The organism is Enterobacter cloacae complex sp. HYC033_NIDB, assembly GCF_056673335.1.
The window spans coordinates 1,540,422-1,563,020 of record NZ_CP115123.1 but is presented as its reverse complement, the minus strand read 5'-3'; the positions used below and the strand labels follow the sequence as shown (position 1 = coordinate 1,563,020).

Here is a 22,599-nt window from a genome sequence, read left to right as displayed (position 1 = left end):
CCTCCAGGCTTTTGTTATAGACGGTCAACAGAATTCATTTCCGCGCCGTCTTCTGACAGGGTGAATCCATCTTATAATGTGCAGAGTGATGGATACCTTAACCGCTCGTTATGAGGCAGGCAATTAGCAAACGGAATGCGGGAATGGGCAATAAAAGCAGAAAAAATAGCTGTCAGACACGAATATGGTGAATTCGTCTGGTATGAGGGGAGACGCTAATAATTCATCTCTTAAAAAGAGGATGGATCAGGAAATCATCTATTTTTAAGCCGCCCTGAGTGTCTGAAAAAATGCGCACAGAATAAAATATTGTCTGCATAAAAAATCACAGATTAAACCGCATGGCACCATGCGGTTTATTCACCCTGACTTATCGACGACAAATATTGATCAGCAACTCTTCCATCCACTGGTGCCCTTTATCCCGCCCCGCCGCTTCATGCCAGGAAAGATAACAGGTACGGCTATTCAGCTTGAGCGGCAGAGGTAAAATTTGCAGGCTCAGCGAATCGGAGAACTCTTCAGCAAGCCAGCGCGGTGCAATAGCGACTAGCTGCGTCTGAGAAACGACATTTAAAACGCTGACCATCGCCATCCCCTGATAGGCCACGCTGGCTTGTTTATCGGCAGTGTCATACCACGGCTGACTGAACGAAGCATATCTGTCCAGAGCAACAACGGCATGCTGCTCGCTGTAAACATCGCTTTCACGCAGCGGCGAATTCATGCGTGGATGTTTTTTGCTGGCGACTAACACCATTTCATCTTTAAACAACGGAACACAGGCAAACTCTGGACGGCGAAACTCTTCGTAGCCCAGAACGAACTCCGTTTCCTGATAACGAAGCTGGTGCTCAGTGTTTTGATTTAAAGATGATTTAAAAACGAGATGAATATTAGGAGCAATCTGTTCAACTTTATTATATATAACAGACGTCAAATAATTGTCTAACGGACTGCAAACACAGAGATGGAAAACCCGCTCACTGCTTAAAGGTTCAAACCCTGAGCCGGGAAGCTCATTTTGAACCAGCTGTAGCGCCTGACGAATCGAACCGAATAGCTGGAATGCACGCGCCGTGGGCTGGATACCTCTTCCATACCGGACGAATAACTCGTCGTTAAACATCACCTTAAGTCTGGCTACGGCATTACTCACGGCAGGTTGAGACATTCCCAGAGATTGCGCTGCTCGCGTAATATTCTGCTCCTGCATAACTGCATCAAATACAGTTAACAGGTTGAGATCCACTGTGCGTAACTGAGGCTTAACCCCATCATAAGGCTGTGGTTGGTTAATATTATTTTCTGGCATTTCTGACTCCACTGTCACGCTAAATTCCCTTTGCCAAAGTACAGTAATAACTTCGAAAAATATGATTTACCATGCATATACAACAAGCGAAAGGAAATTATTTAAAATTCAGAATATATAAAGAACCCTCATTCAAGAGATGGCATTAAGCATTCCCTGAATGAAGAGCTAAAAATCGTTCAAATGATATCTAAAACTTTAATGCAGGCATGAAACCATAAAGCTGGCAAATACACAATCACCGCCTTAGTTAATAATAACTTAAGTATTATTAAACTATGAAGGGCATACACCACGATTTCATTAACAAAATGATATCAATATTGATAACTTTCCCGCCCATGATTCATTCATAGAACTTATAACTCAATGAAATAAAAAACATTCCATTTCACAGCACATCGGTAAAAATACTGTGTTCAATTGCTACCAATTATATTCAAATTATTCCAGAGATGAATCTCAAGTCCAATAATAGACAATTAAATCGGTTAACAACGTAAAAACCAGCACAATTAGCTAATGTGTTTATCCTGCGCTGAGTGGCCGTTTTGCCTGAGAGGGGTTGACATGAGTCGGCGTATCCAGTACCACTAAAAGCATATCGCATTCATCTGGAGCACGATTCATGATTCGCACCCTTCGTTTCACCGGTCTACTACTACTAAACGCATCCACTGTGCGCGGTAGACTGGCGGGCGAAATTCAGCGTTGAATCGTCTTCAGTAAAACTAAAAACCCGCGCCACTGCGCGGGTTTTTTTATGCTCGTAGCAAGGCGCCCTAAGACTGACAAGGACCTAACCCATGAGCCAGCAAGTCGTTATTTTCGATACTACTTTACGTGACGGTGAACAGGCATTACAGGCGAGCCTGAGTGTTAAAGAAAAACTGCAAATTGCGCTGGCCCTCGAACGCATGGGTGTAGACGTAATGGAAGTCGGCTTTCCCGTCTCCTCGCCGGGTGATTTCGAGTCAGTACAGACCATCGCCCGCACCATCAAAAACAGCCGCGTATGCGGTCTGGCTCGCTGCGTTGAGAAAGATATTGATGTGGCCGCGGAATCCCTGAAAGTTGCAGAAGCCTTCCGTATCCATACATTCATTGCCACCTCCCCCATGCACATTGCAACCAAGTTGCGCAGCACGCTGGATGAAGTGATCGAACGTGCGGTGTATATGGTTAAACGCGCGCGTAACTACACTGATGACGTCGAATTCTCCTGTGAAGATGCAGGCCGCACGCCGATTGACGATTTGGCCCGTGTAGTGGAAGCCGCGATTAATGCCGGAGCCAGAACCATCAACATCCCGGATACCGTCGGCTACACCATGCCGTTTGAGTTCTCCAACATCATCACCGGCCTGTACGATCGCGTACCTAATATTGATAAAGCCATCATCTCTGTTCACACCCACGATGATTTGGGTCTGGCTGTGGGCAATGCCATCGCTGCCGTCCACGCCGGCGCGCGTCAGGTAGAAGGGGCAATGAACGGCATTGGTGAACGCGCCGGCAACTGCTCGCTGGAAGAAGTGATCATGGCGATCAAGGTGCGCAAAGACATTATGAACGTACACACTCGCATCAATCACAACGAAATCTGGCGCACCAGCCAGACCGTGAGCCAGATTTGCAATATGCCGATCCCGGCGAACAAGGCGATTGTTGGTACTGGCGCGTTCGCTCACTCCTCCGGTATTCACCAGGATGGCGTGCTGAAGAACCGTGAAAACTACGAAATCATGACTCCGGAATCCATCGGTCTGAACCAGGTTCAGCTGAACCTGACCTCGCGCTCTGGCCGCGCGGCGGTGAAACACCGTATGGAAGAGATGGGGTATCAGGACAGCGATTACAACATGGATCAGCTGTACGACGCATTCCTGAAACTGGCTGACAAGAAAGGCCAGGTCTTCGATTACGACCTGGAAGCGCTGGCATTTATCAACAAACAGCAGGAAGAGCCAGAACACTTCCGTCTGGACTACTTCACCGTTCAGTCAGGCTCAAGTGATATCGCTACCGCCTCCGTCAAGCTGGCCTGCGGCGATGAAATTAAAGCGGAAGCCGCCAACGGTAACGGCCCTGTGGATGCCATTTACCAGGCGATTAACCGCGTCACTGAGTACGACGTAGAGCTGGTGAAATACGACCTGACGGCAAAAGGGCACGGTAAAGACGCCCTGGGCCAGGTTGATATCGTCGTCAACTATAACGGTCGCCGCTTCCACGGTGTGGGTCTGGCGACAGATATCGTCGAATCCTCCGCGAAAGCGATGGTGCATGTCCTGAACAACATCTGGCGCGCAGCCGAAGTCGAAAAAGAGTTGCAACGCAAAGCTCAGAATAAAGAGAACAACAAGGAAACCGTGTGATGTCGAAGAATTACCATATTGCTGTGTTGCCGGGTGACGGTATTGGCCCGGAAGTGATGACACAGGCGCTGAAAGTACTGGAAGCCGTTCGTTCGCGTTTTGCGATGAAAATTACCACCAGCCACTACGACGTGGGCGGTATTGCCATTGATAACCACGACACTCCCCTGCCGAAAGGGACTGTAGAAGGCTGCGAGAATGCCGATGCCGTTCTGTTTGGCTCAGTGGGTGGCCCTAAGTGGGAACACCTGCCTCCAGCAGAGCAGCCAGAGCGCGGCGCGTTGCTGCCGCTGCGTAAACACTTCAAACTGTTCAGCAACCTGCGTCCGGCGAAGCTGTACCCGGGGCTGGAAGAGTTTTGCCCGCTGCGCGCCGATATCGCCGCCAACGGTTTCGACATCCTGTGCGTGCGTGAGCTGACCGGCGGGATCTACTTCGGTCAGCCAAAAGGCCGCGAAGGCAGCGGTCAGCATGAGAAAGCGTTTGATACCGAGGTGTATCACCGTTTTGAAATTGAACGTATCGCTCATATCGCGTTTGAGTCAGCGCGCAAACGCCGCCGTAAAGTGACCTCTATTGATAAAGCGAACGTGCTCCAGTCGTCTATTTTGTGGCGCGAAATCGTCAGTGAAGTTGCCAGGCAGTACCCGGACGTTGAGCTGTCACATATGTATATCGACAACGCAACGATGCAGCTGATCAAAGATCCGTCCCAGTTTGACGTGCTGCTGTGCTCCAACCTGTTCGGCGATATTCTCTCGGATGAATGCGCGATGATCACCGGCTCCATGGGCATGCTGCCCTCGGCCAGCCTGAACGAAGAAGGCTTTGGCCTGTACGAACCGGCGGGCGGCTCCGCGCCGGATATCGCAGGTAAAAACATCGCCAACCCGATTGCGCAGATCCTCTCCCTGGCTCTGCTGCTGCGCTACAGCCTGGATGCAGGCGATGCAGCAACCGCAATTGAAAACGCCATTAACCGGGCATTAGAAGAAGGCGTCCGTACCGGTGATTTAGCACGCGGCACGGCAGCAGTCAGTACCGATGAAATGGGCGATATCATTGCCCGCTATGTCGCTGAAGGGGTGTAATCATGGCTAAGACGTTATATGAGAAGTTGTTTGATGCGCACGTTGTTTACGAAGCACCAAACGAAACCCCACTGTTGTACATCGACCGTCATCTGGTACACGAAGTGACCTCTCCTCAGGCATTTGACGGCCTGCGCGCGCACAAGCGCCCGGTGCGTCAGCCGGGTAAAACCTTTGCCACGATGGATCACAACGTTTCCACCCAGACCAAAGACATCAATGCATCTGGCGAGATGGCACGTATCCAGATGCAGGAGCTGATTAAGAACTGTAACGAGTTTGGCGTGGAGCTGTACGATCTGAACCACCCCTATCAGGGTATCGTCCACGTAATGGGGCCTGAGCAGGGTATTACTCTGCCGGGCATGACCATCGTCTGCGGCGACTCCCACACCGCGACGCACGGCGCATTTGGCGCCCTGGCGTTCGGGATTGGGACCTCTGAAGTTGAACACGTTCTGGCGACGCAGACCCTGAAGCAGGGCCGCGCCAAAACCATGAAGATTGAAGTGAAGGGTAAAGCTGCGCCGGGTATCACCGCGAAAGATATCGTGCTGGCGATTATCGGCAAAACCGGCAGCGCAGGCGGCACCGGTCACGTCGTGGAATTCTGCGGCGACGCTATCCAGGCGCTGAGCATGGAAGGTCGTATGACCCTGTGCAACATGGCCATTGAGATGGGCGCCAAAGCAGGCCTGGTGGCCCCAGACGAAACCACCTTCAACTATGTGAAGGGGCGTCTGCATGCGCCGAAAGGTCAGAATTTTGACGACGCGGTAGCGTACTGGAAAACCCTGAAAACGGACGAGGGGGCAATTTTTGATACCGTTGTGACGTTACAGGCGGAAGAGATCGCCCCGCAGGTCACCTGGGGCACCAACCCGGGCCAGGTGATTTCCGTCAACGACAGCATTCCTGATCCGGCCTCCTTTGCCGATCCGGTCGAACGTGCCAGTGCGGAAAAAGCGCTGGCTTACATGGGGCTGAAACCCGGCGTACCGCTGACCGACGTGAGCATTGATAAAGTGTTCATCGGCTCCTGTACCAACTCCCGTATTGAAGATTTACGCGCAGCGGCAGAAATTGCTAAAGGCCGCAAAGTGGCGCCGGGCGTGCAGGCGCTGGTTGTGCCGGGCTCCGGGCCGGTGAAAGCCCAGGCGGAAGCGGAGGGTCTGGATAAGATCTTTATTGAAGCAGGCTTCGAGTGGCGCCTGCCGGGTTGCTCCATGTGTCTGGCGATGAACAATGACCGCCTGAATCCGGGCGAGCGCTGTGCCTCCACCAGCAACCGTAACTTTGAAGGCCGTCAGGGCCGCGGTGGGCGCACCCACCTGGTCAGCCCGGCAATGGCCGCCGCTGCGGCAGTCACCGGTCATTTCGCCGATATTCGCAGCCTGAAATAAGGAGACAATCATGGCAGAGAAATTTACCCAACATACGGGCCGGGTTGTCCCTCTGGACGCCGCTAACGTCGATACTGACGCGATCATTCCTAAGCAGTTTTTGCAGAAAGTGACGCGCACGGGTTTTGGTGCGCATCTGTTCAACGACTGGCGTTTCCTCGACGATAAAGGCGAAGTGCCGAACCCGGAATTCGTCCTGAACTTTCCGGAATACAAAGGGGCTTCCATTCTGCTGGCGCGGGAAAACTTTGGCTGCGGATCGTCGCGTGAACATGCGCCCTGGGCATTAACCGACTACGGCTTTAAGGTGGTTATCGCCCCGAGCTTCGCGGATATCTTCTACGGCAACAGCTTCAACAACCAGCTGCTGCCGGTGACGCTGAGTGACGAACAGGTCGATGAACTGTTTGCGCTGGTGCAGGCGAATCCGGGGATTTCGTTTGAGGTGGATCTGGAAGCGGAAGTGGTGAAAGCCGGGGATAAGATCTACAGCTTCAGCATTGATGCGTTCCGCCGCCACTGCATGCTGAACGGTCTGGATAGCATTGGCCTGACGCTGCAACACGAAGAGGCTATCTCCGCTTACGAGAAAAAACAGCCTGCGTTTATGGGTTAAAGGCAATGGCCCGCAGGGCGCGGGCCATTGATAAGGGTGCGTTGAGGCTCAACCACTCTGGAGTGGCGGGGAAAACTCCCCGCCAATACTGCTAACGTTTTGCTTCGTAAGCCAACACTGCCGCCAGCTCTGTTTTCTCCTGTCTGAAGTGCAGCTCACACAGCGAGTCGCGCACCATCCAGGTGAAGAGCAACAGCGTCGTACAGATCAGAAACAAACCTAACAGCAGAGTACGTTTTGGCATTCCAGCCTCCTTATTGCTTTTCGGCAATGAAGAGACTAACCTCGCAATGTTGGTTGTGAAGTTGGTCTCCCCATCAGTTTTTTGATGTGGGACTCTCCACTGTTTGCCTCTTGCGAAAGCCTGAGGCAAACAGCCTCAAGCACCCGTCACGCACTCTATGCGCCTTCTCTGCGCCTGTCAGAAAATCGTTTCATTTCGTGAAGCCGCCTTCCAGAATCAAACGTCTTTTACCCGGCACGTCAGCATCAGCGTGACGAGCGAAATCACTGCGATCACCCAGTACACGGATGCATGCCCATAGCTTTGCGACAGCGCCCCCTGAATCACCCCTGCCAGAATCACGCCGGTAGAGATACTGTTGGTAAACAGCGTGGTCGCGGAGCCTGCGCGCCCCGGCATTAAATCCTGGAACCAGAGCATGCCTATCCCGGCAACGATTCCGATAAACACCGCGTTAAACAGCTGTAACGCCAGCAAGGCTTCACGCGAATGGAACAGGATCAGCCCCGCGTAGAACAGTACCCCGGCCGCCACGGCGACGACCATCATCCGACGCTTTCCGAAACGTTTGACGTAGTAACCCGCCAGAATCATCGCCGGGATCTCCAGCCCGGCAGCGGTGCCCATCAGAATACCCGCGAGCTTGTCGGGCAGTCCCAGATCGCTGCTGATCCACAGCGGCATATCAATAATGTACATGGTGTTGCAGGTCCACATCAGCGTGGAGGCGATAAACAACATGCGGACGTTTTTATCCTGCCAGCCGCTCACCTGCGTGATGGGCTTGTCCGTCACCTGCTCTACGCGCGCCACCGATGGCAGCGCAAAGGCTATCAGCGCCAGGCTGATGACAAAAATCCCCGCCGCGATGGAAAACATGGTGGTGAAGCCGTAGTTCAGCGCCAGCATAAACGCCAGCGGCGGACCGATGACCCACGCGAGAGAGAGCTGCGCACGCATCACCGAGCTGAACATCACCACTTCTCTCGCCGAGCTGTCGGCGTACTCCCGGGCCAGGGCGAACAGTTGCGGCATCGCGGTGTTCGCCAGAGAGGCCAGCAGCACGCCGCAGGTAATGAGCGTCAGGTAATGGCGGTTGAAGGCAAACAGCAGCGCGTTGCCCACGGCCATGGCGCAACAAAAGAGGATCAGCTTACGGCGATCGCCCTGGCTGTCGGATCGTTTCGCCAGCCACAGGCTGACGAGGATCCCGGCAATGGCGTTGACGGTGTAGAACAGACCCACCCAAAACGGCTGCGCCCCCACCTCACGGCTGAGAAACAGGCTCAACGTCGGCGCCTGTAGCGCGCCGGCCACGCCCATCATGAAGGCCACCAACATAAAAGCGGCGTACACGCCATTCAGGCGTCGCCCCATCGTCATCAACCAGAGCATGCGCAAGTCCTTATGAAAGCGAATCGAAATTGGGTGAAATAGTAAACGAAAAAAGCCAGCAAAAAACATTTTGCTGGCGGGTGATTAGCACCAATACTCAGTCACACATGATCGAGGCGAGTTAGCGGGAAGAGGTCGGTGTTGTAACGTCCCACTGCATCAATTCTTCTAACGTTTTCAGCCGTTGCTCTGCACACCGGCGGGCCAGCCAGGACGATCCCTTTGTCGCTGAAAAGTACTGCTGATAAAACTGACGTGCGGTAGACCTCTTCATAATTTACCTCCTCGCTTCATCGAGGAGAATTATTGGCCTAATATAGGGATAAATAAATTGCTGGTTTTTTGTCAGGAGTTCCCCTTTTATGCCTTCCGGTCGTCTGCAACAACAATTTATCCGCCTCTGGCAGTGCTGCGAGGGGCAATCGCAGGAGACCACGCTGAACGAGCTGGCCGAGCTCCTCAACTGCTCCCGGCGTCATATGCGCACGCTCCTTAATACCATGCAGCAGCAGGGCTGGCTAAACTGGGAGGCCGAAGCCGGACGCGGCAAGCGTTCGCGCCTGACTTTCCTTTATACCGGCCTGGCGTTACAGCAACAGCGAGCGGAGGATCTGCTGGAGCAGGACCGCATCGATCAGCTGGTCCAGCTGGTGGGCGACAAAGCCGCCGTGCGCCAGATGCTGGTCTCGCATCTGGGACGCAGCTTTCGTCAGGGACGCCACATTCTGCGGGTACTTTACTACCGCCCAATGAAAAATCTGTTGCCCGGTACGGCGTTACGTCGCTCTGAAACCCACATGGCCCGGCAGATTTTCAGCGGCCTGACGCGGATAAATGAGGAAAACGGGGAACTGGAAGCGGATATTGCCCATCACTGGCAACAGGTGTCTCCGCTGCACTGGCGCTTCTTTCTACGCCCCGGCATTCATTTCCACCATGGACGCGAGCTGGAGATGCGCGACGTTATCGTCTCTTTAGAGCGCGCCCGCACGCTGCCGCTCTATTCGCATATCGCACGGATCCACTCCCCAACGGCCTGGACGCTGGATATTGAGCTATCGCAGCCGGACAAATGGCTTCCGTGGCTTCTGGGCTACGTCCCCTCAATGATCCTGCCTGCCGAGTGGCGATCCCTGAACAATTTTTCCAGCCAGCCGATTGGTACGGGCCCCTACTCCGTTACGCGCAATAACAGTAATCAGCTGAAGATCCGCGCCTTTGATGATTACTTTGGCTATAGGGCGCTGATCGACGAAGTGAACGTCTGGGTGTTACCGGATCTCAACGAAGAGCTGAGCGCAGGTCTGACCCTGGAGGGGCCAACAGCCGGTGAAAAAGCGTTCGAAAGCCGCCTGGAGGAGGGCTGCTACTACCTGCTCTTTGATAGCCGCAGCCATCGCGGGGCAAACCACGACGTCCGCAGGTGGATAAGCCATATTCTGGCGCCCGCTAACCTGATTTATCACGCAGAGGAGCAATACCAGACCTGGTGGTTCCCGGCCTATGGCCTGCTCCCACGCTGGCACCATGCGCAGCCCGTCCGCAGCGAAAAGCCTGCCGGACTGGAGACCATCACCCTCAGCTACTATCGCGATCACATTGAGCACCGTTTTCTGGCGAGGATCATGAGCACGCTGCTGGCAGCCGAAGGCGTGACGCTGGCGATACAGGAAGTCGATTATGATGAATGGCATCGCGGAGACGTCATCAGCGATATCTGGCTCAACAGCGCAAACTTTACGCTGCCGCTTGATTTCTCGCTCTTTTCTCACCTGTACGAAGTGCCCCTGATTCAGCACTGTATCAACCGGGACTGGCAGCAGGACGCCGCGCGGTGGCGGGCGGGAGAAATGGATCTGGCCGCCTGGTGTCAGGAATTACTGACCGGGCAGACGATCGTACCGCTGATTCACCACTGGCTGCTGATCCAGGGGCAGCGCAGCATGCGCGGCCTGCGGATGAATACCCTCGGCTGGTTTGATTTTAAATCCGCCTGGTTTGCGCCGCCGGAGCCATAACGCTTTCGTAATATTCACCAAATCATTACAATAGCGCCGTTCTCAACGGGGTGCTGCATCACTGATGTGCGCTGAGATAATACCCGTCGAACCTGATCCGGATAACGCCGGCGAAGGGATTTGAGGCTGTCTCTCAAAATCCTTTGCCACTCAACCCTGAGGTGCAAAGTGTTAAAAAACGTTCTTCCTCTGCTGGCGCTGTTTGCGCTGCCTGTTTTTGCTAAGCCCGTTCTGACGGTCTACACCTACGACTCCTTCTCCGCCGACTGGGGCCCCGGCCCGGTGGTTAAAAAAGCCTTTGAAGCCGACTGCAACTGCGAGCTGAAATTCGTGGCGCTGGAAGATGGCGTCTCGCTGCTCAACCGTCTGCGCATGGAAGGCAAAAACAGCAAAGCCGACGTGGTGCTCGGGCTGGATAACAACCTGCTGGAAGCCGCCACCCAAACCAGACTGTTCGCCAAAAGCGGTGTGGCGTCAGATGCCGTCAACGTACCGGGCGGCTGGAAAAACGACACCTTCGTTCCCTTTGATTACGGCTACTTTGCGTTTGTCTACGATAAAAACAAGCTGAAGAATCCGCCCAAAAGCCTGAAAGAGCTGGTCGAAAGTGACCAGAAATGGCGCGTAATTTATGAAGATCCGCGTACCAGCACGCCGGGTCTGGGGCTGCTATTGTGGATGCAGAAAGTCTACGGGGATAAAACGCCGGAAGCGTGGCAGAAGCTGGCCGCGAAAACCGTTACCGTCACCAAAGGCTGGAGCGAAGCCTACGGCCTGTTCCTGAAAGGCGAAAGCGATCTGGTGCTGAGCTACACTACCTCTCCGGCCTACCACATTATCGCCGAGAAGAAGGATAACTACGCCGCCGCGAACTTTGCTGAAGGGCATTATTTGCAGGTGGAAGTGGCCGCCCGCACCGCCGCGAGCAAACAGCCGGAGCTTGCCGAAAAATTCCTGAAATTTATGGTCTCCCCGGCATTCCAGAATGCTATTCCGACAGGAAACTGGATGTACCCGGTCACTGACGTTGCGCTGCCGGCAGGCTTTGAGCAGCTAAACAAGCCGCAAACCTCACTGGAATTTACGCCGCAGCAGGTTGCCGCCCAGCGCGCCGCATGGATTAGTGAATGGCAACGCGCCGTCAGCCGCTGATCCCCGGCTGGTTAGTTCCCGGGCTGCTCGCCGCCATACTGATGGTGGTCGTCAGTCTGGGTGCATTCCTTGCGCTGTGGTTTAACGCGCCAGAGAGCGATCTGCTCGCCCTCTGGCACGACAGCTATCTCTGGCACGTCATCCGTTTCTCCTTCTGGCAGGCGTTTCTCTCCGCGCTGCTGTCGACGATCCCGGCCATTTTCCTTGCACGCGCCCTCTATCGCAGACGTTTCCCCGGCAGGCTTGCCCTGCTGCGGCTGTGCGCGATGACGCTGATCCTGCCCGTGCTGGTGGCGGTGTTCGGTATTCTGAGCGTCTACGGTCGGCAGGGCTGGCTGGCATCCCTCTTCAACCTGCTTGGTCTGGAATGGACCTTCTCCCCTTACGGCCTGAAAGGCATTCTGCTGGCGCATATTTTTTTCAATATGCCGATGGCGACGCGCCTCTTTTTACAGGCGCTGGAAAACATTCCCGGGGAGCAGCGTCAGATTGCCGCCCAGCTTGGCATGCGCGGCTGGTCGTTCTTCCGCTTTGTCGAATGGCCGTGGCTGCGACGCCAGATTGCCCCGGTGGCCGCGCTAATCTTTATGCTCTGCTTCGCCAGCTTCGCGACCGTGCTTTCTCTCGGCGGCGGGCCGCAGGCCACCACCATTGAGCTGGCGATCTATCAGGCCTTAAGTTACGACTACGATCCGGGCCGCGCCGCGCTGCTGGCGATGGTGCAGATGGTCTGCTGCCTGGCGCTGGTGTTACTCAGCCAGCGGCTGAGTAAAGCGATCCCCACAGGCAGCAATCACTTGACAGGCTGGCGCGATCCGCAGGACAGCCTGCACAGCCGCGTCGCGGATTTTATGCTGATCGCGCTGGCCCTCCTGCTTCTGCTGCCCCCGCTGCTGGCCGTTATCGTTGATGGCCTGAATCGCAATGTGTTGTCGGTACTGCAACAGCCTGTCCTGTGGCAGGCGACGTGGACCTCATTGCGCATCGCGCTGGCAGCCGGGCTGCTGTGCGTGATCCTGACCATGATGCTGCTCTGGAGCAGCCGCGAGCTGTACGCGCGTCATGCCCGTAAAGCCGGACACGCGCTGGAACTGACGGGTATGCTGATCCTGGCGATGCCGGGTATTGTGCTGGCGACCGGATTCTTTTTACTGTTCAACAGCACCATCGGCCTGCCGGAAAGCGCCGACGGCATCGTCATTTTTACCAACGCGCTGATGGCTATCCCTTACGCGCTCAAGGTGCTGGAAAACCCGATGCGCGACGTGAACAGCCGCTACGGTCTGCTCTGTCAGTCGCTGGGGATGCAGGGCTGGCAGCGTCTGAAGGTGGTCGAACTCCGCGCCCTTAAACGACCGCTGGCGCAGGCGCTGGCGTTTGCCTGCGTGCTGTCGATTGGCGATTTTGGCGTTGTGGCCCTCTTTGGCAACGAGGATTTCCGCACGCTGCCGTTCTGGCTTTATCAGCAAATTGGCTCCTATCGTAGCCAGGACGGCGCCGTCACGGCACTTTTACTGCTGGTGCTGTGCTTTGCGTTATTTACCGTTATCGAAAAACTTCCGGGGCGTGATGTTAAAACTGACTGATGTAACCTGGCTTTATGAGCACCTGCCAATGCGTTTTACCCTCTCCGTTCGTCAGGGAGAGCGAATCGCAGTGCTTGGCCCCAGCGGGGCCGGAAAAAGTACTCTGCTCAATCTGATTGCCGGTTTTTTGCAGCCTGCCAGCGGGTCGATCGTCATTGATAATGGCGAGTATACCTACGCTCCGCCGGCTAAGCGCCCGGTGTCGATGCTGTTCCAGGAAAACAATCTGTTCAATCATCTTACGGTGTGGCAGAACATCGCACTGGGTATGGATCCGGGGTTAAAACTCAGTGTTGCGCAGCGTCAGACGCTGGAGGCGATCGCCGAACAAATGGGCCTGGCTGCGTTTATCAACAGACTACCGGGTGAGCTTTCCGGCGGCCAGCGCCAGCGCGTGGCGCTGGCACGCTGTCTGGTTCGCAAGCAGCCGCTGCTGCTGCTCGACGAACCCTTTTCGGCGCTCGACCCGGCCCTGCGTCAGGAGATGCTCTCGCTGGTTGAGGAGGTTTGCGAGCGCGAGCAACTGACGATGCTGATGGTTTCGCATAGCATCGAAGATGCCGCACGCATCGCGCCGCGATCGGTGGTGATCGCGGAGGGACGTATTTTGTGGGATGGAACAACCGACGCCCTAATGAGCGGGAAAGAAAGCGCGTCAGGATTACTGGGTATAAGACCGTAGGCCGGGCAAACGCAGTGCCGCCCGGCGTTTAACGGCTCACCACCTTCAACAGGATCTCACCGTACACCGGCATCAGCGGGTGGCGAATCAGCGCCACCAGCGCCACGACAGCCACTCCCAGCGTCAGCGGGGCCAGCCAGAGCAGGCGCGTGCGCGGAAGATAGCGCGTCAGGCGATCAACACTGGCTTTCGCGCTGCGCCACAGGCGCCAGCAGAGCCAGACCGCCAGCCACAGCAGGACCGCCGTTCCCAGCAGCAGCCACTTGAACTCGCCGCTTTGCATACCGTCAGGAATATCGATGGCCGCACCCGCCAGAATCCCCGGCAGAAAGTAGAACGGCGGCCAGAAGACGCAGCCGATGATGTTCGGCACCACAAACTTCGCGACGGGCAGATCCAGCATCCCGGCCACCATCGGCACCAGCGGGCGCGTTGGGCCAACGAAGCGCCCCACGAGGATGGTGAACATGCTGTGCTGGTGCAGCGCGTGCTCGGTTTTATCCAGCAGCGCTTTGTTTTTTTTCATGAACGACCAGCGGTGCAGCGGCTTCTTAAAGCGCCAGCCCAGCCAGAAGGAGATCCAGTCCCCCAGCAAACAACCGATGATACCGGCCATCCACGCCTGCCAGAAATTGACCTCGCCGCTGCCGATAAGCGCCCCAAGCCCCGCCATCATCACGGTGCCGGGCAGGATCAGCCCGACCAGCGCCAGCGACTCCAGAAACGCCACCAGCGCCACGGCGATGAGCGAATACATAACGGACTGGGTAATAAAATGTTCCAGCAATGCCTGCATAACTATTCCGGTCAGAAAACGAATCAGCGATTCTGCTTAGCGCCCTGCACCGCGTCAAGGCATCAATTGTCTGAATAGTTTACAAGATGCGCCTGAAGTTCACCTGAATGTTTACCGATTATTCACATCCCGCACGGAATTCGCTCGGGCTGGCACCGGTGCACTTCTTAAACACGCGAGAGAAATAGAGCTGATCTTCAAAGCCGACGTTACGCCCGACGGTGGCGATAGGCATTCGGGTGGTGCTGAGCAGCAGTTTCGCCTGGCTGATGCGCTGATCCTCACGCCAGCTGAGTACGCTCACGCCAAGCTGCTGGCGGAACAGATGAGAGAGCCGTGACGGCGACAGACACACATGCTGGGCGACGCTGGCAATATCAAACTGGCTGTCGGCAAGGTGGTCGCTGATGTACTGGCAGGCGTCGCGGACGCGGTTGTCCAGCGGCGGATTAAGCGACTCGTTGATGGCCTCCATGCGGCGCAGCAGCACCTGTTCAAGCAGGTTGATGGCCAGCAGTTCGGCGTAGCGCCCTCCCGCCTGCCCTGCCTCAATAATCTGTGCGAACAGCTCACGGAACTGCGCCAGATGCGCCTCATCCGGGCGATATAAACCGGTATGGGCGAAAATGGCCGGCCACGAGAGCCACTCCTGCCAGTAGGCACGCGGACGGAAATAGACCCACTGGTGATACCACTCTTTGGCATCCGGATGGCGCCCGTAGTGGTGGATCTCCCCCGGCGGGAACAGCAGCATATCACCGGGGCGGCAGATAAACTGCTGATCCCCGTTTTTGACGACCCCTTCTCCGCGTACGGTCAGGTTCAGGATATATCCCTTCATGCCAAGAGGGCGATCGACGTAAAAATCGAGATATCCCTCGGCCTCAATTGGCGTCAGCCCCGCCACCAGATGGGCGTTAAATGAGTAGCCCGGCAGTAAGGGATCGTTTTGCGGTTCGGCCATAGATTCAGTTCTCCCAAGGGTCCTGAAGGAAACCAATTGTCCATATCGATAAAAGCAGTATAAAAATGGCCCGCGAAAAGATCCAAAAAGCATCACGCCTCTTTTACGTCCGCCATGTTTCAGCCTTTCCCCCTGATTTCTCCGCCAGTACGGGCAGATAAGCAGTAACAAAAGTGTCTATAAGTGCGGCAGAAATGTCCACATAGAATATTTGCACGGCGTCACACTTTGCGTGGCTACAGCAATTTAGTCCATAAGATTAGCGGATCCTGCCTGACGATTTTTGTCCCCAGTCTCTAATGTTCTTCCATACCTGTTTTTTGGATGGAGCAACACCATGGCAATTGCAATTGGCCTCGATTTTGGCAGCGACTCAGTTCGCGCGCTGGCAGTGGACTGTACGACTGGCCTGGAGATAGCAACCAGCGTTGAGTGGTATCCGCGCTGGCAAGAGGGGCGCTACTGCGATGCGCCGAACAACCAGTTCCGCCACCACCCGCGTGATTACATTGAATCAATGGAAGCGGCGATCAAAACCGTGCTGGCGGAGTTGACGGACGCCCAGCGGGTCGATGTCGTGGGGATTGGCGTCGACAGCACCGGCTCAACGCCTGCCCCTGTCGATGCCGAAGGCCGCGTACTGGCGCTGCGACCGGAGTTTGCCGACAACCCGAACGCCATGTTTGTGCTGTGGAAAGACCATACCGCCGTGGAAGAGGCGGAAGCCATCACCCGCTTATGCCATCAGCCGGGCAAAACTGACTACTCCCGCTACATCGGCGGGATTTACTCCAGCGAGTGGTTCTGGGCCAAGATCCTGCACGTTACCCGCGCGGACGCGTCGGTCGCACAGGCAGCGGCGTCATGGATTGAGCTATGCGACTGGGTTCCCGCCCTGCTCTCCGGCACCACTCGCCCGCAGGATATCCGCCGCGGCCGTTGCAGCGCCGGGCATAAATCGCTGTGGCATGAAAGATGGGGGGGTCTGCCTCCGGCAGCGTTCTTCGATGAACTCGACCCGATCATCAACAAAAACCTGACATACCCGCTGTTTACCGACACCTTCACCGCCGATATTCCGGTCGGCACGCTCTGCGAAGAGTGGGCGAAACGCCTCGGTCTGCCGCAAAACGTGACCATTTCCGGCGGCGCGTTCGACTGCCATATGGGTGCGGTGGGCGCGGGTGCGCAGCCCAACACGCTGGTGAAAGTTATCGGCACCTCCACCTGTGACATTCTGACGGCAGATAAAGCCAGCGTCGGCGACCGCGCGGTGAAAGGCATCTGCGGTCAGGTTGACGGCAGCGTGGTACCCGATTTTATCGGCCTCGAAGCGGGTCAGTCCGCCTTCGGCGATATCTACGCCTGGTTTGGCCGCGTGCTCGGCTGGCCGCTGGATCAGCTGGCTGCCGCGCATCCTGAACTGAAAACGCAGATTACGGCGAGCAAAAAACAGCTCCTGCCGCAGCTCACCGAAGCCTGGGCAAAAAATCCGTCTCTCGACCACCTGCCGGTGGTGCTGGACTGGTTCAACGGCCGTCGTACGCCGTTTGCCAACCAGCGTCTGAAAGGAGTGATTACCGATCTCAACCTCGCGACCGACGCGCCCGCGCTGTTTGGCGGCCTGATCGCCGCCACCGCATTCGGCGCGCGCGCCATTATGGAGTGCTTCACCGGGCAGGGCATTGACGTAAACAACGTGATGGCGCTGGGGGGCATCGCCCGTAAAAACCCGGTGATTATGCAGGCCTGCTGCGACGTGCTGAACCGGCCGCTGCAAATTGTGGCCTCCGATCAGTGCTGTGCGCTGGGCGCCGCGATTTTCGCTGCCGTGGCCGCAGGCGTCCATGCGGATATCCCGACCGCGCAACAGCACATGGCGAGCGCCGTCGAAAGTACGCTCCAGCCGCAGACTCAGCAGGCACAACGCTTTGAACAGCTTTATCAGCGCTACCAGCAATGGGCAAAAAGCGCCGAACTTCACTATCTCCCTGTCGCCGCCCCGGCCAAAAGCACCGCGGATACTACGGCAACCCTGACACATTAAGGACACGATAATGACCATTTTTAATAATTATGAAGTGTGGTTTGTGATTGGCAGCCAGCATTTGTACGGACCGGAAGCGTTGCAGCAAGTGACGAAACACGCGGAGCACGTTGTGAACGCGCTGAACGCGGAAGCCAAACTGCCGTGCAAACTGGTGCTGAAGCCGCTGGGTACCACCCCGGACGAAATCACCAACATTTGCCGCGATGCCAATTACGATGACAAATGCGCTGGCCTGGTGGTGTGGCTGCACACCTTCTCGCCAGCCAAAATGTGGATCAACGGCCTGGCTATCCTCAACAAACCGCTGCTGCAATTCCACACGCAGTTCAACGCCTCCCTGCCGTGGGACAGCATCGACATGGACTTCATGAACCTGAACCAGACCGCGCACGGCGGCCGCGAGTTCGGCTTCATCGGCGCGCGCATGCGTCAACAGCATGCCGTGGTGACCGGGCACTGGCAGGACGGTCAGGCACAAAAACGTATTGGCTCCTGGATGCGTCAGGCGGTATCTAAGCAGGATACCCGCCACCTGAAAGTGGTGCGTTTCGGCGACAACATGCGCGAAGTGGCGGTCACCGACGGTGATAAAGTGGCCGCGCAGATTAAATTTGGCTTCTCCGTCAACACCTGGGCGGTGGGCGACCTGGTGCAGGTGGTGAATGACATCAGCGATGGCGACGTTAGCGCGCTGGTGGACGAGTACGAAAGCAGCTATCGCCTGACGCCTGCGGCACAGGTCAACGGTGACAAGCGCCAGAACGTGCTGGATGCCGCACGTATTGAGCTGGGTATGAAGCGTTTTCTGGAACAGGGCGGCTTCCATGCCTTCACCACCACCTTTGAAGATCTCCACGGCCTGAAACAGCTCCCGGGTCTGGCGGTACAACGTCTGATGCAGCAGGGCTACGGCTTTGCGGGCGAAGGCGACTGGAAAACTGCCGCTCTGCTTCGCATCATGAAGGTGATGTCGACCGGTCTACAGGGCGGCACCTCTTTTATGGAGGACTACACCTACCACTTCGAGAACGGCAACGATCTGGTGCTCGGCTCGCACATGCTGGAAGTGTGTCCATCCATCGCGGTTGAAGAGAAACCGATCCTCGACGTGCAGTACCTCGGCATTGGCGGCAAAGCGGATCCGGCCCGTCTGATCTTCGACACCCGTACCGGCCCGGCCATTAACGCCAGCCTGATTGACCTCGGCGATCGTTTCCGCCTGCTGGTGAACTGCGTCGATGCGGTTGAAACCCCGCATTCTCTGCCGAAGCTGCCGGTCGCCAACGCTTTGTGGAAAGCGCAGCCTGACCTGCCAACCGCCTCGGAAGCCTGGATCCTGGCCGGCGGCGCGCACCACACCGTATTCAGCCACGCGCTGGACCTGAACGATATGCGTCAGTTTGCCGAGCTGCACGACATCGAACTGACCGTAATTGATAACGACACCCGTCTGCCAGCCTTTAAAGACGCGCTGCGCTGGAACGAAGTCTATTACGGTTCAAAACGCTAAGTACGGAGTGCCCGGTGGCACTTCGTTTACCGGGCCTACGGTTCTGTAGGCCGGATAAGCGTAGCGCCATCCGGCAGGAGACGACAATGTTAGAAGATCTCAAACGTCAGGTACTCGAAGCCAACCTGGCGCTGCCAAAACATAACCTCGTAACCCTGACATGGGGCAACGTCAGCGCCGTTGACCGGGAAAAAGGGGTGTTCGTGATCAAGCCTTCCGGCGTGGATTACACGGTAATGACCGCAGAAGACATGGTGGTGGTCAGCATCGAAACGGGTGAAGTGGTTGAAGGCAATAAAAAGCCCTCCTCCGATACGCCCACTCATCGCCTGCTGTATCAGGCCTTCCCGACCATCGGCGGGATTGTGCATACCCATTCGCGTCACGCGACCATCTGGGCGCAGGCGGGCCAGCCTATTCCGGCCACCGGCACCACCCACGCGGACTACTTTTACGGCACCATTCCCTGCACGCGTCTGATGACCGATGCGGAGATCGGCGGTGAGTACGAATGGGAAACGGGGAACGTGATTGTCGAAACCTTCGAAAAACAGGGAATCGACGCGGCGCAAATGCCCGGCGTGCTGGTGCACTCCCACGGCCCGTTTGCCTGGGGTAAAAACGCGGAGGACGCAGTGCACAACGCGATCGTGCTGGAGGAAGTCGCCTATATGGGGATCTTCTGCCGCCAGTTGGCACCGCAGCTGCCGGATATGCAGCAAACCCTGCTGGATAAGCATTACCTGCGTAAGCACGGTGCGAAAGCCTACTACGGGCAGTAAACCCTTGCCCGGTGACGCTGCGCTTACCGGGCCTGCGGAACCTGTAGGCCAGATAAGCGCAGCGCCATCCGGCGGAACAGACACTGTATAAAACCCCAGAAAACACCCCTCAACCAGGCTATAATCAGGCCTGGTTTGTTTTATGGGATAACGCCGTGACGCAGGCGCAAGAAGGCTTTTTACTGACCAGACACTGGCGGGATACCCCTCAGGGTACTGAGGTTGAATTCTGGCTGGCAACGGACAACGGCCCACGAAACGTTACGCTCCCGCCGCAGGAGTCCGTGGCCTTTATTCCTGAAGCTCACGTCGAGAAAGTGAAACAACTGCTACGCGGCGAAAACAACTGGCGCCTTACGCCGCTTCAGCTGAAAGATTTCCACCGCCAGCCGGTTTACGGCCTCTACTGCCGCGCCCATCGCCAGTTGATGCGCTATGAAAAGCTGCTTCGTGAAGCAGGCGTGACGCTTTACGAGGCCGACATTCGCCCGCCTGAACGCTTTCTGATGGAGCGGTTTATCACCGCCCCCGTCTGGGTAGATGGCGCCGCGCAAAACGGCAGGATCGTTAACGCGCGCCTGAAGCCTAATCCGCACTATCGCCCGCCGCTAAAGTGGGTGTCGCTGGATATTGAAACCACCCGCCACGGCGAACTGTACTGCATTGGCCTGGAAGGCTGTGGGCAGCGGGTTGTCTATATGCTCGGGCCGCCGAACGGCGATGCGTCCGCGCTGGATTTTAATCTGGAGTACGTCAACAGCCGCCCGCAACTGCTGGAGAAGCTTAACCAGTGGTTTGCCGAGCACGATCCGGATGTTCTGATCGGCTGGAACGTAGTGCAGTTTGACCTGCGCGTGCTGCAAAAACATGCCGAGCGTTACCGTATCCCGCTGATTCTGGGGCGCGGCAACAGCGAGCTGGAGTGGCGTGAGCACGGTTTTAAGAACGGCGTATTCTTTGCACAGGCCAATGGTCGCCTGATTATCGACGGCATCGAGGCGCTGAAATCCGCCTTCTGGAACTTCTCTTCCTTCTCGCTGGAAGCGGTCGCCCAGGAACTGCTCGGCGAAGGTAAATCCATCGACAATCCCTGGGACCGAATGGACGAGATCGACCGGCGCTTTAACGAGGATAAACCGGCGCTCGCTACCTATAACCTGAAAGATTGCGAGCTGGTGACGCAGATCTTCCACAAAACCGAGATCATGCCGTTCCTGCTGGAACGCGCAACGGTGAACGGTCTCGCGGTCGACAGGCACGGCGGCTCGGTAGCGGCCTTCAGCCACCTCTATTTCCCGCGGATGCACCGGGCGGGCTATGTCGCCCCTAATCTCGGCGACGTGCCGCCGCAGGCCAGCCCCGGCGGTTACGTGATGGATTCACGGCCCGGACTGTATGACTCGGTGCTGGTGCTGGATTATAAAAGCCTGTACCCGTCAATTATCCGCACGTTTCTGATTGATCCGGTGGGGCTGGTGGAGGGGATGGCCCAGCCAGACGATGCGCACAGCACCGAAGGGTTTCTTGGAGCTCGCTTCTCGCGGAAAAAACACTGCCTGCCCGAAATTGTGGGAAACATCTGGCACGGCCGCGACGAGGCGAAACGCCACGGCAACAAGCCGCTCTCACAGGCGCTGAAAATCATTATGAACGCCTTTTACGGCGTGCTGGGTACCAGCGCCTGCCGCTTCTTTGATCCCCGGCTGGCGTCTTCCATCACCATGCGCGGGCACGACATTATGCGCCAGACCAAAGCGCTGATTGAATCCCGGGGCTATGACGTTATTTATGGCGATACCGACTCCACCTTTGTCTGGCTGAAAGCGGCCCATTCAGAAGACGACGCCGCGCGAATCGGCAAAGAACTGGTCGCCTGCGTGAACGACTGGTGGCGCGAAAATTTGCAAAAAGAGCGGTTAACCAGCGCGTTAGAGCTGGAGTTTGAAACCCATTTTGCCCGCTTTTTAATGCCGACCATTCGCGGAACCGACCAGGGCAGCAAGAAGCGCTACGCCGGGCTGATTCAGGAAGGTGACACGCAGCGGATGGTCTTTAAAGGGCTGGAGACGGTGCGCACCGACTGGACGCCACTGGCGCAGCAGTTCCAGCAGACGCTCTACCTGCGGGTGTTTCGCAACGAGCCCTATCAGGACTACGTGCGCGACACCATCGCCAGCCTGATGGCCGGTGAGCTGGATGACCAGCTGGTGTATCGCAAGCGCCTGCGCCGCCCGCTGGCCGAATATCAACGTAATGTTCCTCCCCACGTACGCGCCGCGAGGCTGGCGGACGAAGAGAACGTTCGCCGGGGCCGTGCGCCGCAGTATCAGAACCGGGGGACGATCAAATACGTCTGGACAACTAACGGCCCGGAACCCGTTGATTATCAGCAGTCTCCGCTTGATTACGATCACTACCTGACCCGCCAGCTTCAGCCGGTAGCGGAGGGAATTTTACCGTTCATCAATGACGACTTTGCTACACTAGTGACAGGACAACTTGGGCTATTTTGACGCGTGACGAAACCGTTGCCATCCAGTACCATAGCGCCCTTTCCATTCCCGGACCCATTTTTCGACGACCGTCTTTTTTGACGGGGTCGAACTATTGCCTGCAA

General features: G+C 56.4%; 19 protein-coding genes and 1 riboswitch. Of the genes, 13 read left to right on the top strand and 6 right to left on the bottom strand.

What is annotated here, in order from left to right; all coding sequences use genetic code 11:
- Nucleotides 1-370: 370 nt before the first annotated feature.
- Complete coding sequence (gene leuO, locus O1721_RS07385; protein WP_017383788.1) at nucleotides 371-1,315, bottom strand: transcriptional regulator LeuO; 945 nt, start codon at nucleotides 1,313-1,315, stop codon at nucleotides 371-373.
- Between the two features lie 628 nt (nucleotides 1,316-1,943).
- Here leuO and leuL point away from each other — a divergent pair.
- The 5 genes from leuL to leuD all read left to right on the top strand — a co-directional run bounded on the left by leuL (nucleotide 1,944) and on the right by leuD (nucleotide 6,803).
- Complete coding sequence (leuL, locus tag O1721_RS07380) at nucleotides 1,944-2,030, top strand: leu operon leader peptide (RefSeq protein WP_057979999.1); 87 nt, start codon at nucleotides 1,944-1,946, stop codon at nucleotides 2,028-2,030.
- Between the two features lie 91 nt (nucleotides 2,031-2,121).
- Complete coding sequence (gene leuA, locus O1721_RS07375) at nucleotides 2,122-3,693, top strand: 2-isopropylmalate synthase (protein ID WP_017383789.1); 1,572 nt, start codon at nucleotides 2,122-2,124, stop codon at nucleotides 3,691-3,693.
- Nucleotides 3,693-4,784, top strand: coding sequence for a 3-isopropylmalate dehydrogenase (leuB, locus tag O1721_RS07370; RefSeq protein ID WP_032647237.1), 1,092 nt, complete (start codon nucleotides 3,693-3,695; stop codon nucleotides 4,782-4,784). The genes leuA and leuB overlap by 1 nt, the downstream gene beginning before the upstream one ends.
- Nucleotides 4,785-4,786: 2 nt before the next feature.
- Nucleotides 4,787-6,187: a 3-isopropylmalate dehydratase large subunit gene (gene leuC / locus O1721_RS07365; RefSeq protein WP_003856382.1), complete on the top strand. Its 1,401-nt coding sequence runs from the start codon at nucleotides 4,787-4,789 to the stop codon at nucleotides 6,185-6,187.
- 10 nt (nucleotides 6,188-6,197) lie between these two features.
- Nucleotides 6,198-6,803 carry a 3-isopropylmalate dehydratase small subunit gene (gene leuD / locus O1721_RS07360; protein ID WP_015572662.1) on the top strand — a complete coding sequence of 202 codons (606 nt, stop codon included), beginning with the start codon at nucleotides 6,198-6,200 and terminating at the stop codon, nucleotides 6,801-6,803.
- Nucleotides 6,804-6,894: 91 nt separating this feature from the next.
- On the opposite strand, the gene O1721_RS07355 is transcribed toward leuD, so the two are convergent.
- The 3 genes from O1721_RS07355 to sgrT form a co-directional block, all read right to left on the bottom strand.
- Nucleotides 6,895-7,047: a Hok/Gef family protein gene (locus O1721_RS07355; RefSeq protein WP_032647235.1), complete on the bottom strand. Its 153-nt coding sequence runs from the start codon at nucleotides 7,045-7,047 to the stop codon at nucleotides 6,895-6,897.
- A 216-nt stretch (nucleotides 7,048-7,263) separates the two neighbouring features.
- Nucleotides 7,264-8,442: a sugar efflux transporter gene (locus O1721_RS07350; RefSeq protein ID WP_045141618.1), complete on the bottom strand. Its 1,179-nt coding sequence runs from the start codon at nucleotides 8,440-8,442 to the stop codon at nucleotides 7,264-7,266.
- A gap of 121 nt (nucleotides 8,443-8,563) precedes the next feature.
- Complete coding sequence (gene sgrT, locus O1721_RS07345) at nucleotides 8,564-8,716, bottom strand: glucose uptake inhibitor SgrT (RefSeq protein ID WP_023334488.1); 153 nt, start codon at nucleotides 8,714-8,716, stop codon at nucleotides 8,564-8,566.
- Between the two features lie 88 nt (nucleotides 8,717-8,804).
- Here sgrT and sgrR point away from each other — a divergent pair, with 88 nt between their 5' ends.
- The 4 genes from sgrR (at nucleotide 8,805) to thiQ (ending at nucleotide 13,880) form a co-directional block, all read left to right on the top strand.
- Complete coding sequence (gene sgrR / locus O1721_RS07340; RefSeq protein WP_032647229.1) at nucleotides 8,805-10,460, top strand: HTH-type transcriptional regulator SgrR; 1,656 nt, start codon at nucleotides 8,805-8,807, stop codon at nucleotides 10,458-10,460.
- A 36-nt stretch (nucleotides 10,461-10,496) separates the two neighbouring features.
- Nucleotides 10,497-10,597, top strand: a riboswitch (TPP riboswitch).
- A gap of 31 nt (nucleotides 10,598-10,628) precedes the next feature.
- Nucleotides 10,629-11,612 carry a thiamine ABC transporter substrate binding subunit gene (gene thiB / locus O1721_RS07335; RefSeq protein ID WP_032647227.1) on the top strand — a complete coding sequence of 328 codons (984 nt, stop codon included), beginning with the start codon at nucleotides 10,629-10,631 and terminating at the stop codon, nucleotides 11,610-11,612.
- Nucleotides 11,588-13,198 (top strand): thiamine/thiamine pyrophosphate ABC transporter permease ThiP, encoded by a 1,611-nt coding sequence (gene thiP / locus O1721_RS07330; RefSeq protein WP_032647223.1) that lies wholly within the window; start codon nucleotides 11,588-11,590, stop codon nucleotides 13,196-13,198. The genes thiB and thiP overlap by 25 nt, the downstream gene beginning before the upstream one ends.
- A complete protein-coding gene (gene thiQ / locus O1721_RS07325; protein ID WP_017694525.1) occupies nucleotides 13,182-13,880 on the top strand; it encodes a thiamine ABC transporter ATP-binding protein ThiQ in 699 nt (232 codons plus the stop codon). The genes thiP and thiQ overlap by 17 nt, the downstream gene beginning before the upstream one ends.
- Nucleotides 13,881-13,908: 28 nt before the next feature.
- Here thiQ and O1721_RS07320 read toward each other — a convergent pair whose 3' ends face one another.
- Nucleotides 13,909-14,676 carry a DedA family protein gene (locus O1721_RS07320; RefSeq protein ID WP_017383796.1) on the bottom strand — a complete coding sequence of 256 codons (768 nt, stop codon included), beginning with the start codon at nucleotides 14,674-14,676 and terminating at the stop codon, nucleotides 13,909-13,911.
- 118 nt (nucleotides 14,677-14,794) lie between these two features.
- Nucleotides 14,795-15,640 carry an arabinose operon transcriptional regulator AraC gene (gene araC / locus O1721_RS07315; RefSeq protein ID WP_003856402.1) on the bottom strand — a complete coding sequence of 282 codons (846 nt, stop codon included), beginning with the start codon at nucleotides 15,638-15,640 and terminating at the stop codon, nucleotides 14,795-14,797.
- 337 nt (nucleotides 15,641-15,977) lie between these two features.
- Between araC and araB the strand changes: the two genes are divergently transcribed.
- From araB to polB, 4 genes are all read left to right on the top strand, one after another.
- On the top strand, nucleotides 15,978-17,687 hold the full coding sequence (gene araB, locus O1721_RS07310) for a ribulokinase (RefSeq protein ID WP_032647219.1): 1,710 nt from the start codon (nucleotides 15,978-15,980) through the stop codon (nucleotides 17,685-17,687).
- Nucleotides 17,688-17,697: 10 nt separating this feature from the next.
- On the top strand, nucleotides 17,698-19,200 hold the full coding sequence (gene araA, locus O1721_RS07305; protein WP_032647217.1) for an L-arabinose isomerase: 1,503 nt from the start codon (nucleotides 17,698-17,700) through the stop codon (nucleotides 19,198-19,200).
- An 86-nt stretch (nucleotides 19,201-19,286) separates the two neighbouring features.
- A complete protein-coding gene (gene araD / locus O1721_RS07300) occupies nucleotides 19,287-19,982 on the top strand; it encodes an L-ribulose-5-phosphate 4-epimerase (RefSeq protein WP_023295910.1) in 696 nt (231 codons plus the stop codon).
- 155 nt (nucleotides 19,983-20,137) lie between these two features.
- Nucleotides 20,138-22,495, top strand: a complete 2,358-nt coding sequence (polB, locus tag O1721_RS07295) for a DNA polymerase II (RefSeq protein ID WP_032647215.1) — start codon at nucleotides 20,138-20,140, stop codon at nucleotides 22,493-22,495.
- Nucleotides 22,496-22,599: the final 104 nt, after the last annotated feature.

Coding starts and splice junctions, on each gene's coding strand:
- leuO (WP_017383788.1), bottom strand. CDS start 1,315: ATGCCAGAAAATAATATTAACCAACCACAGCCTTATGATGGGGTTAAG.
- leuL (WP_057979999.1), top strand. CDS start 1,944: ATGATTCGCACCCTTCGTTTCACCGGTCTACTACTACTAAACGCATCC.
- leuA (WP_017383789.1), top strand. CDS start 2,122: ATGAGCCAGCAAGTCGTTATTTTCGATACTACTTTACGTGACGGTGAA.
- leuB (WP_032647237.1), top strand. CDS start 3,693: ATGTCGAAGAATTACCATATTGCTGTGTTGCCGGGTGACGGTATTGGC.
- leuC (WP_003856382.1), top strand. CDS start 4,787: ATGGCTAAGACGTTATATGAGAAGTTGTTTGATGCGCACGTTGTTTAC.
- leuD (WP_015572662.1), top strand. CDS start 6,198: ATGGCAGAGAAATTTACCCAACATACGGGCCGGGTTGTCCCTCTGGAC.
- O1721_RS07355 (WP_032647235.1), bottom strand. CDS start 7,047: ATGCCAAAACGTACTCTGCTGTTAGGTTTGTTTCTGATCTGTACGACG.
- O1721_RS07350 (WP_045141618.1), bottom strand. CDS start 8,442: ATGCTCTGGTTGATGACGATGGGGCGACGCCTGAATGGCGTGTACGCC.
- sgrT (WP_023334488.1), bottom strand. CDS start 8,716: ATGAAGAGGTCTACCGCACGTCAGTTTTATCAGCAGTACTTTTCAGCG.
- sgrR (WP_032647229.1), top strand. CDS start 8,805: ATGCCTTCCGGTCGTCTGCAACAACAATTTATCCGCCTCTGGCAGTGC.
- thiP (WP_032647223.1), top strand. CDS start 11,588: ATGGCAACGCGCCGTCAGCCGCTGATCCCCGGCTGGTTAGTTCCCGGG.
- thiQ (WP_017694525.1), top strand. CDS start 13,182: ATGTTAAAACTGACTGATGTAACCTGGCTTTATGAGCACCTGCCAATG.
- O1721_RS07320 (WP_017383796.1), bottom strand. CDS start 14,676: ATGCAGGCATTGCTGGAACATTTTATTACCCAGTCCGTTATGTATTCG.
- araC (WP_003856402.1), bottom strand. CDS start 15,640: ATGGCCGAACCGCAAAACGATCCCTTACTGCCGGGCTACTCATTTAAC.
- araB (WP_032647219.1), top strand. CDS start 15,978: ATGGCAATTGCAATTGGCCTCGATTTTGGCAGCGACTCAGTTCGCGCG.
- araA (WP_032647217.1), top strand. CDS start 17,698: ATGACCATTTTTAATAATTATGAAGTGTGGTTTGTGATTGGCAGCCAG.
- araD (WP_023295910.1), top strand. CDS start 19,287: ATGTTAGAAGATCTCAAACGTCAGGTACTCGAAGCCAACCTGGCGCTG.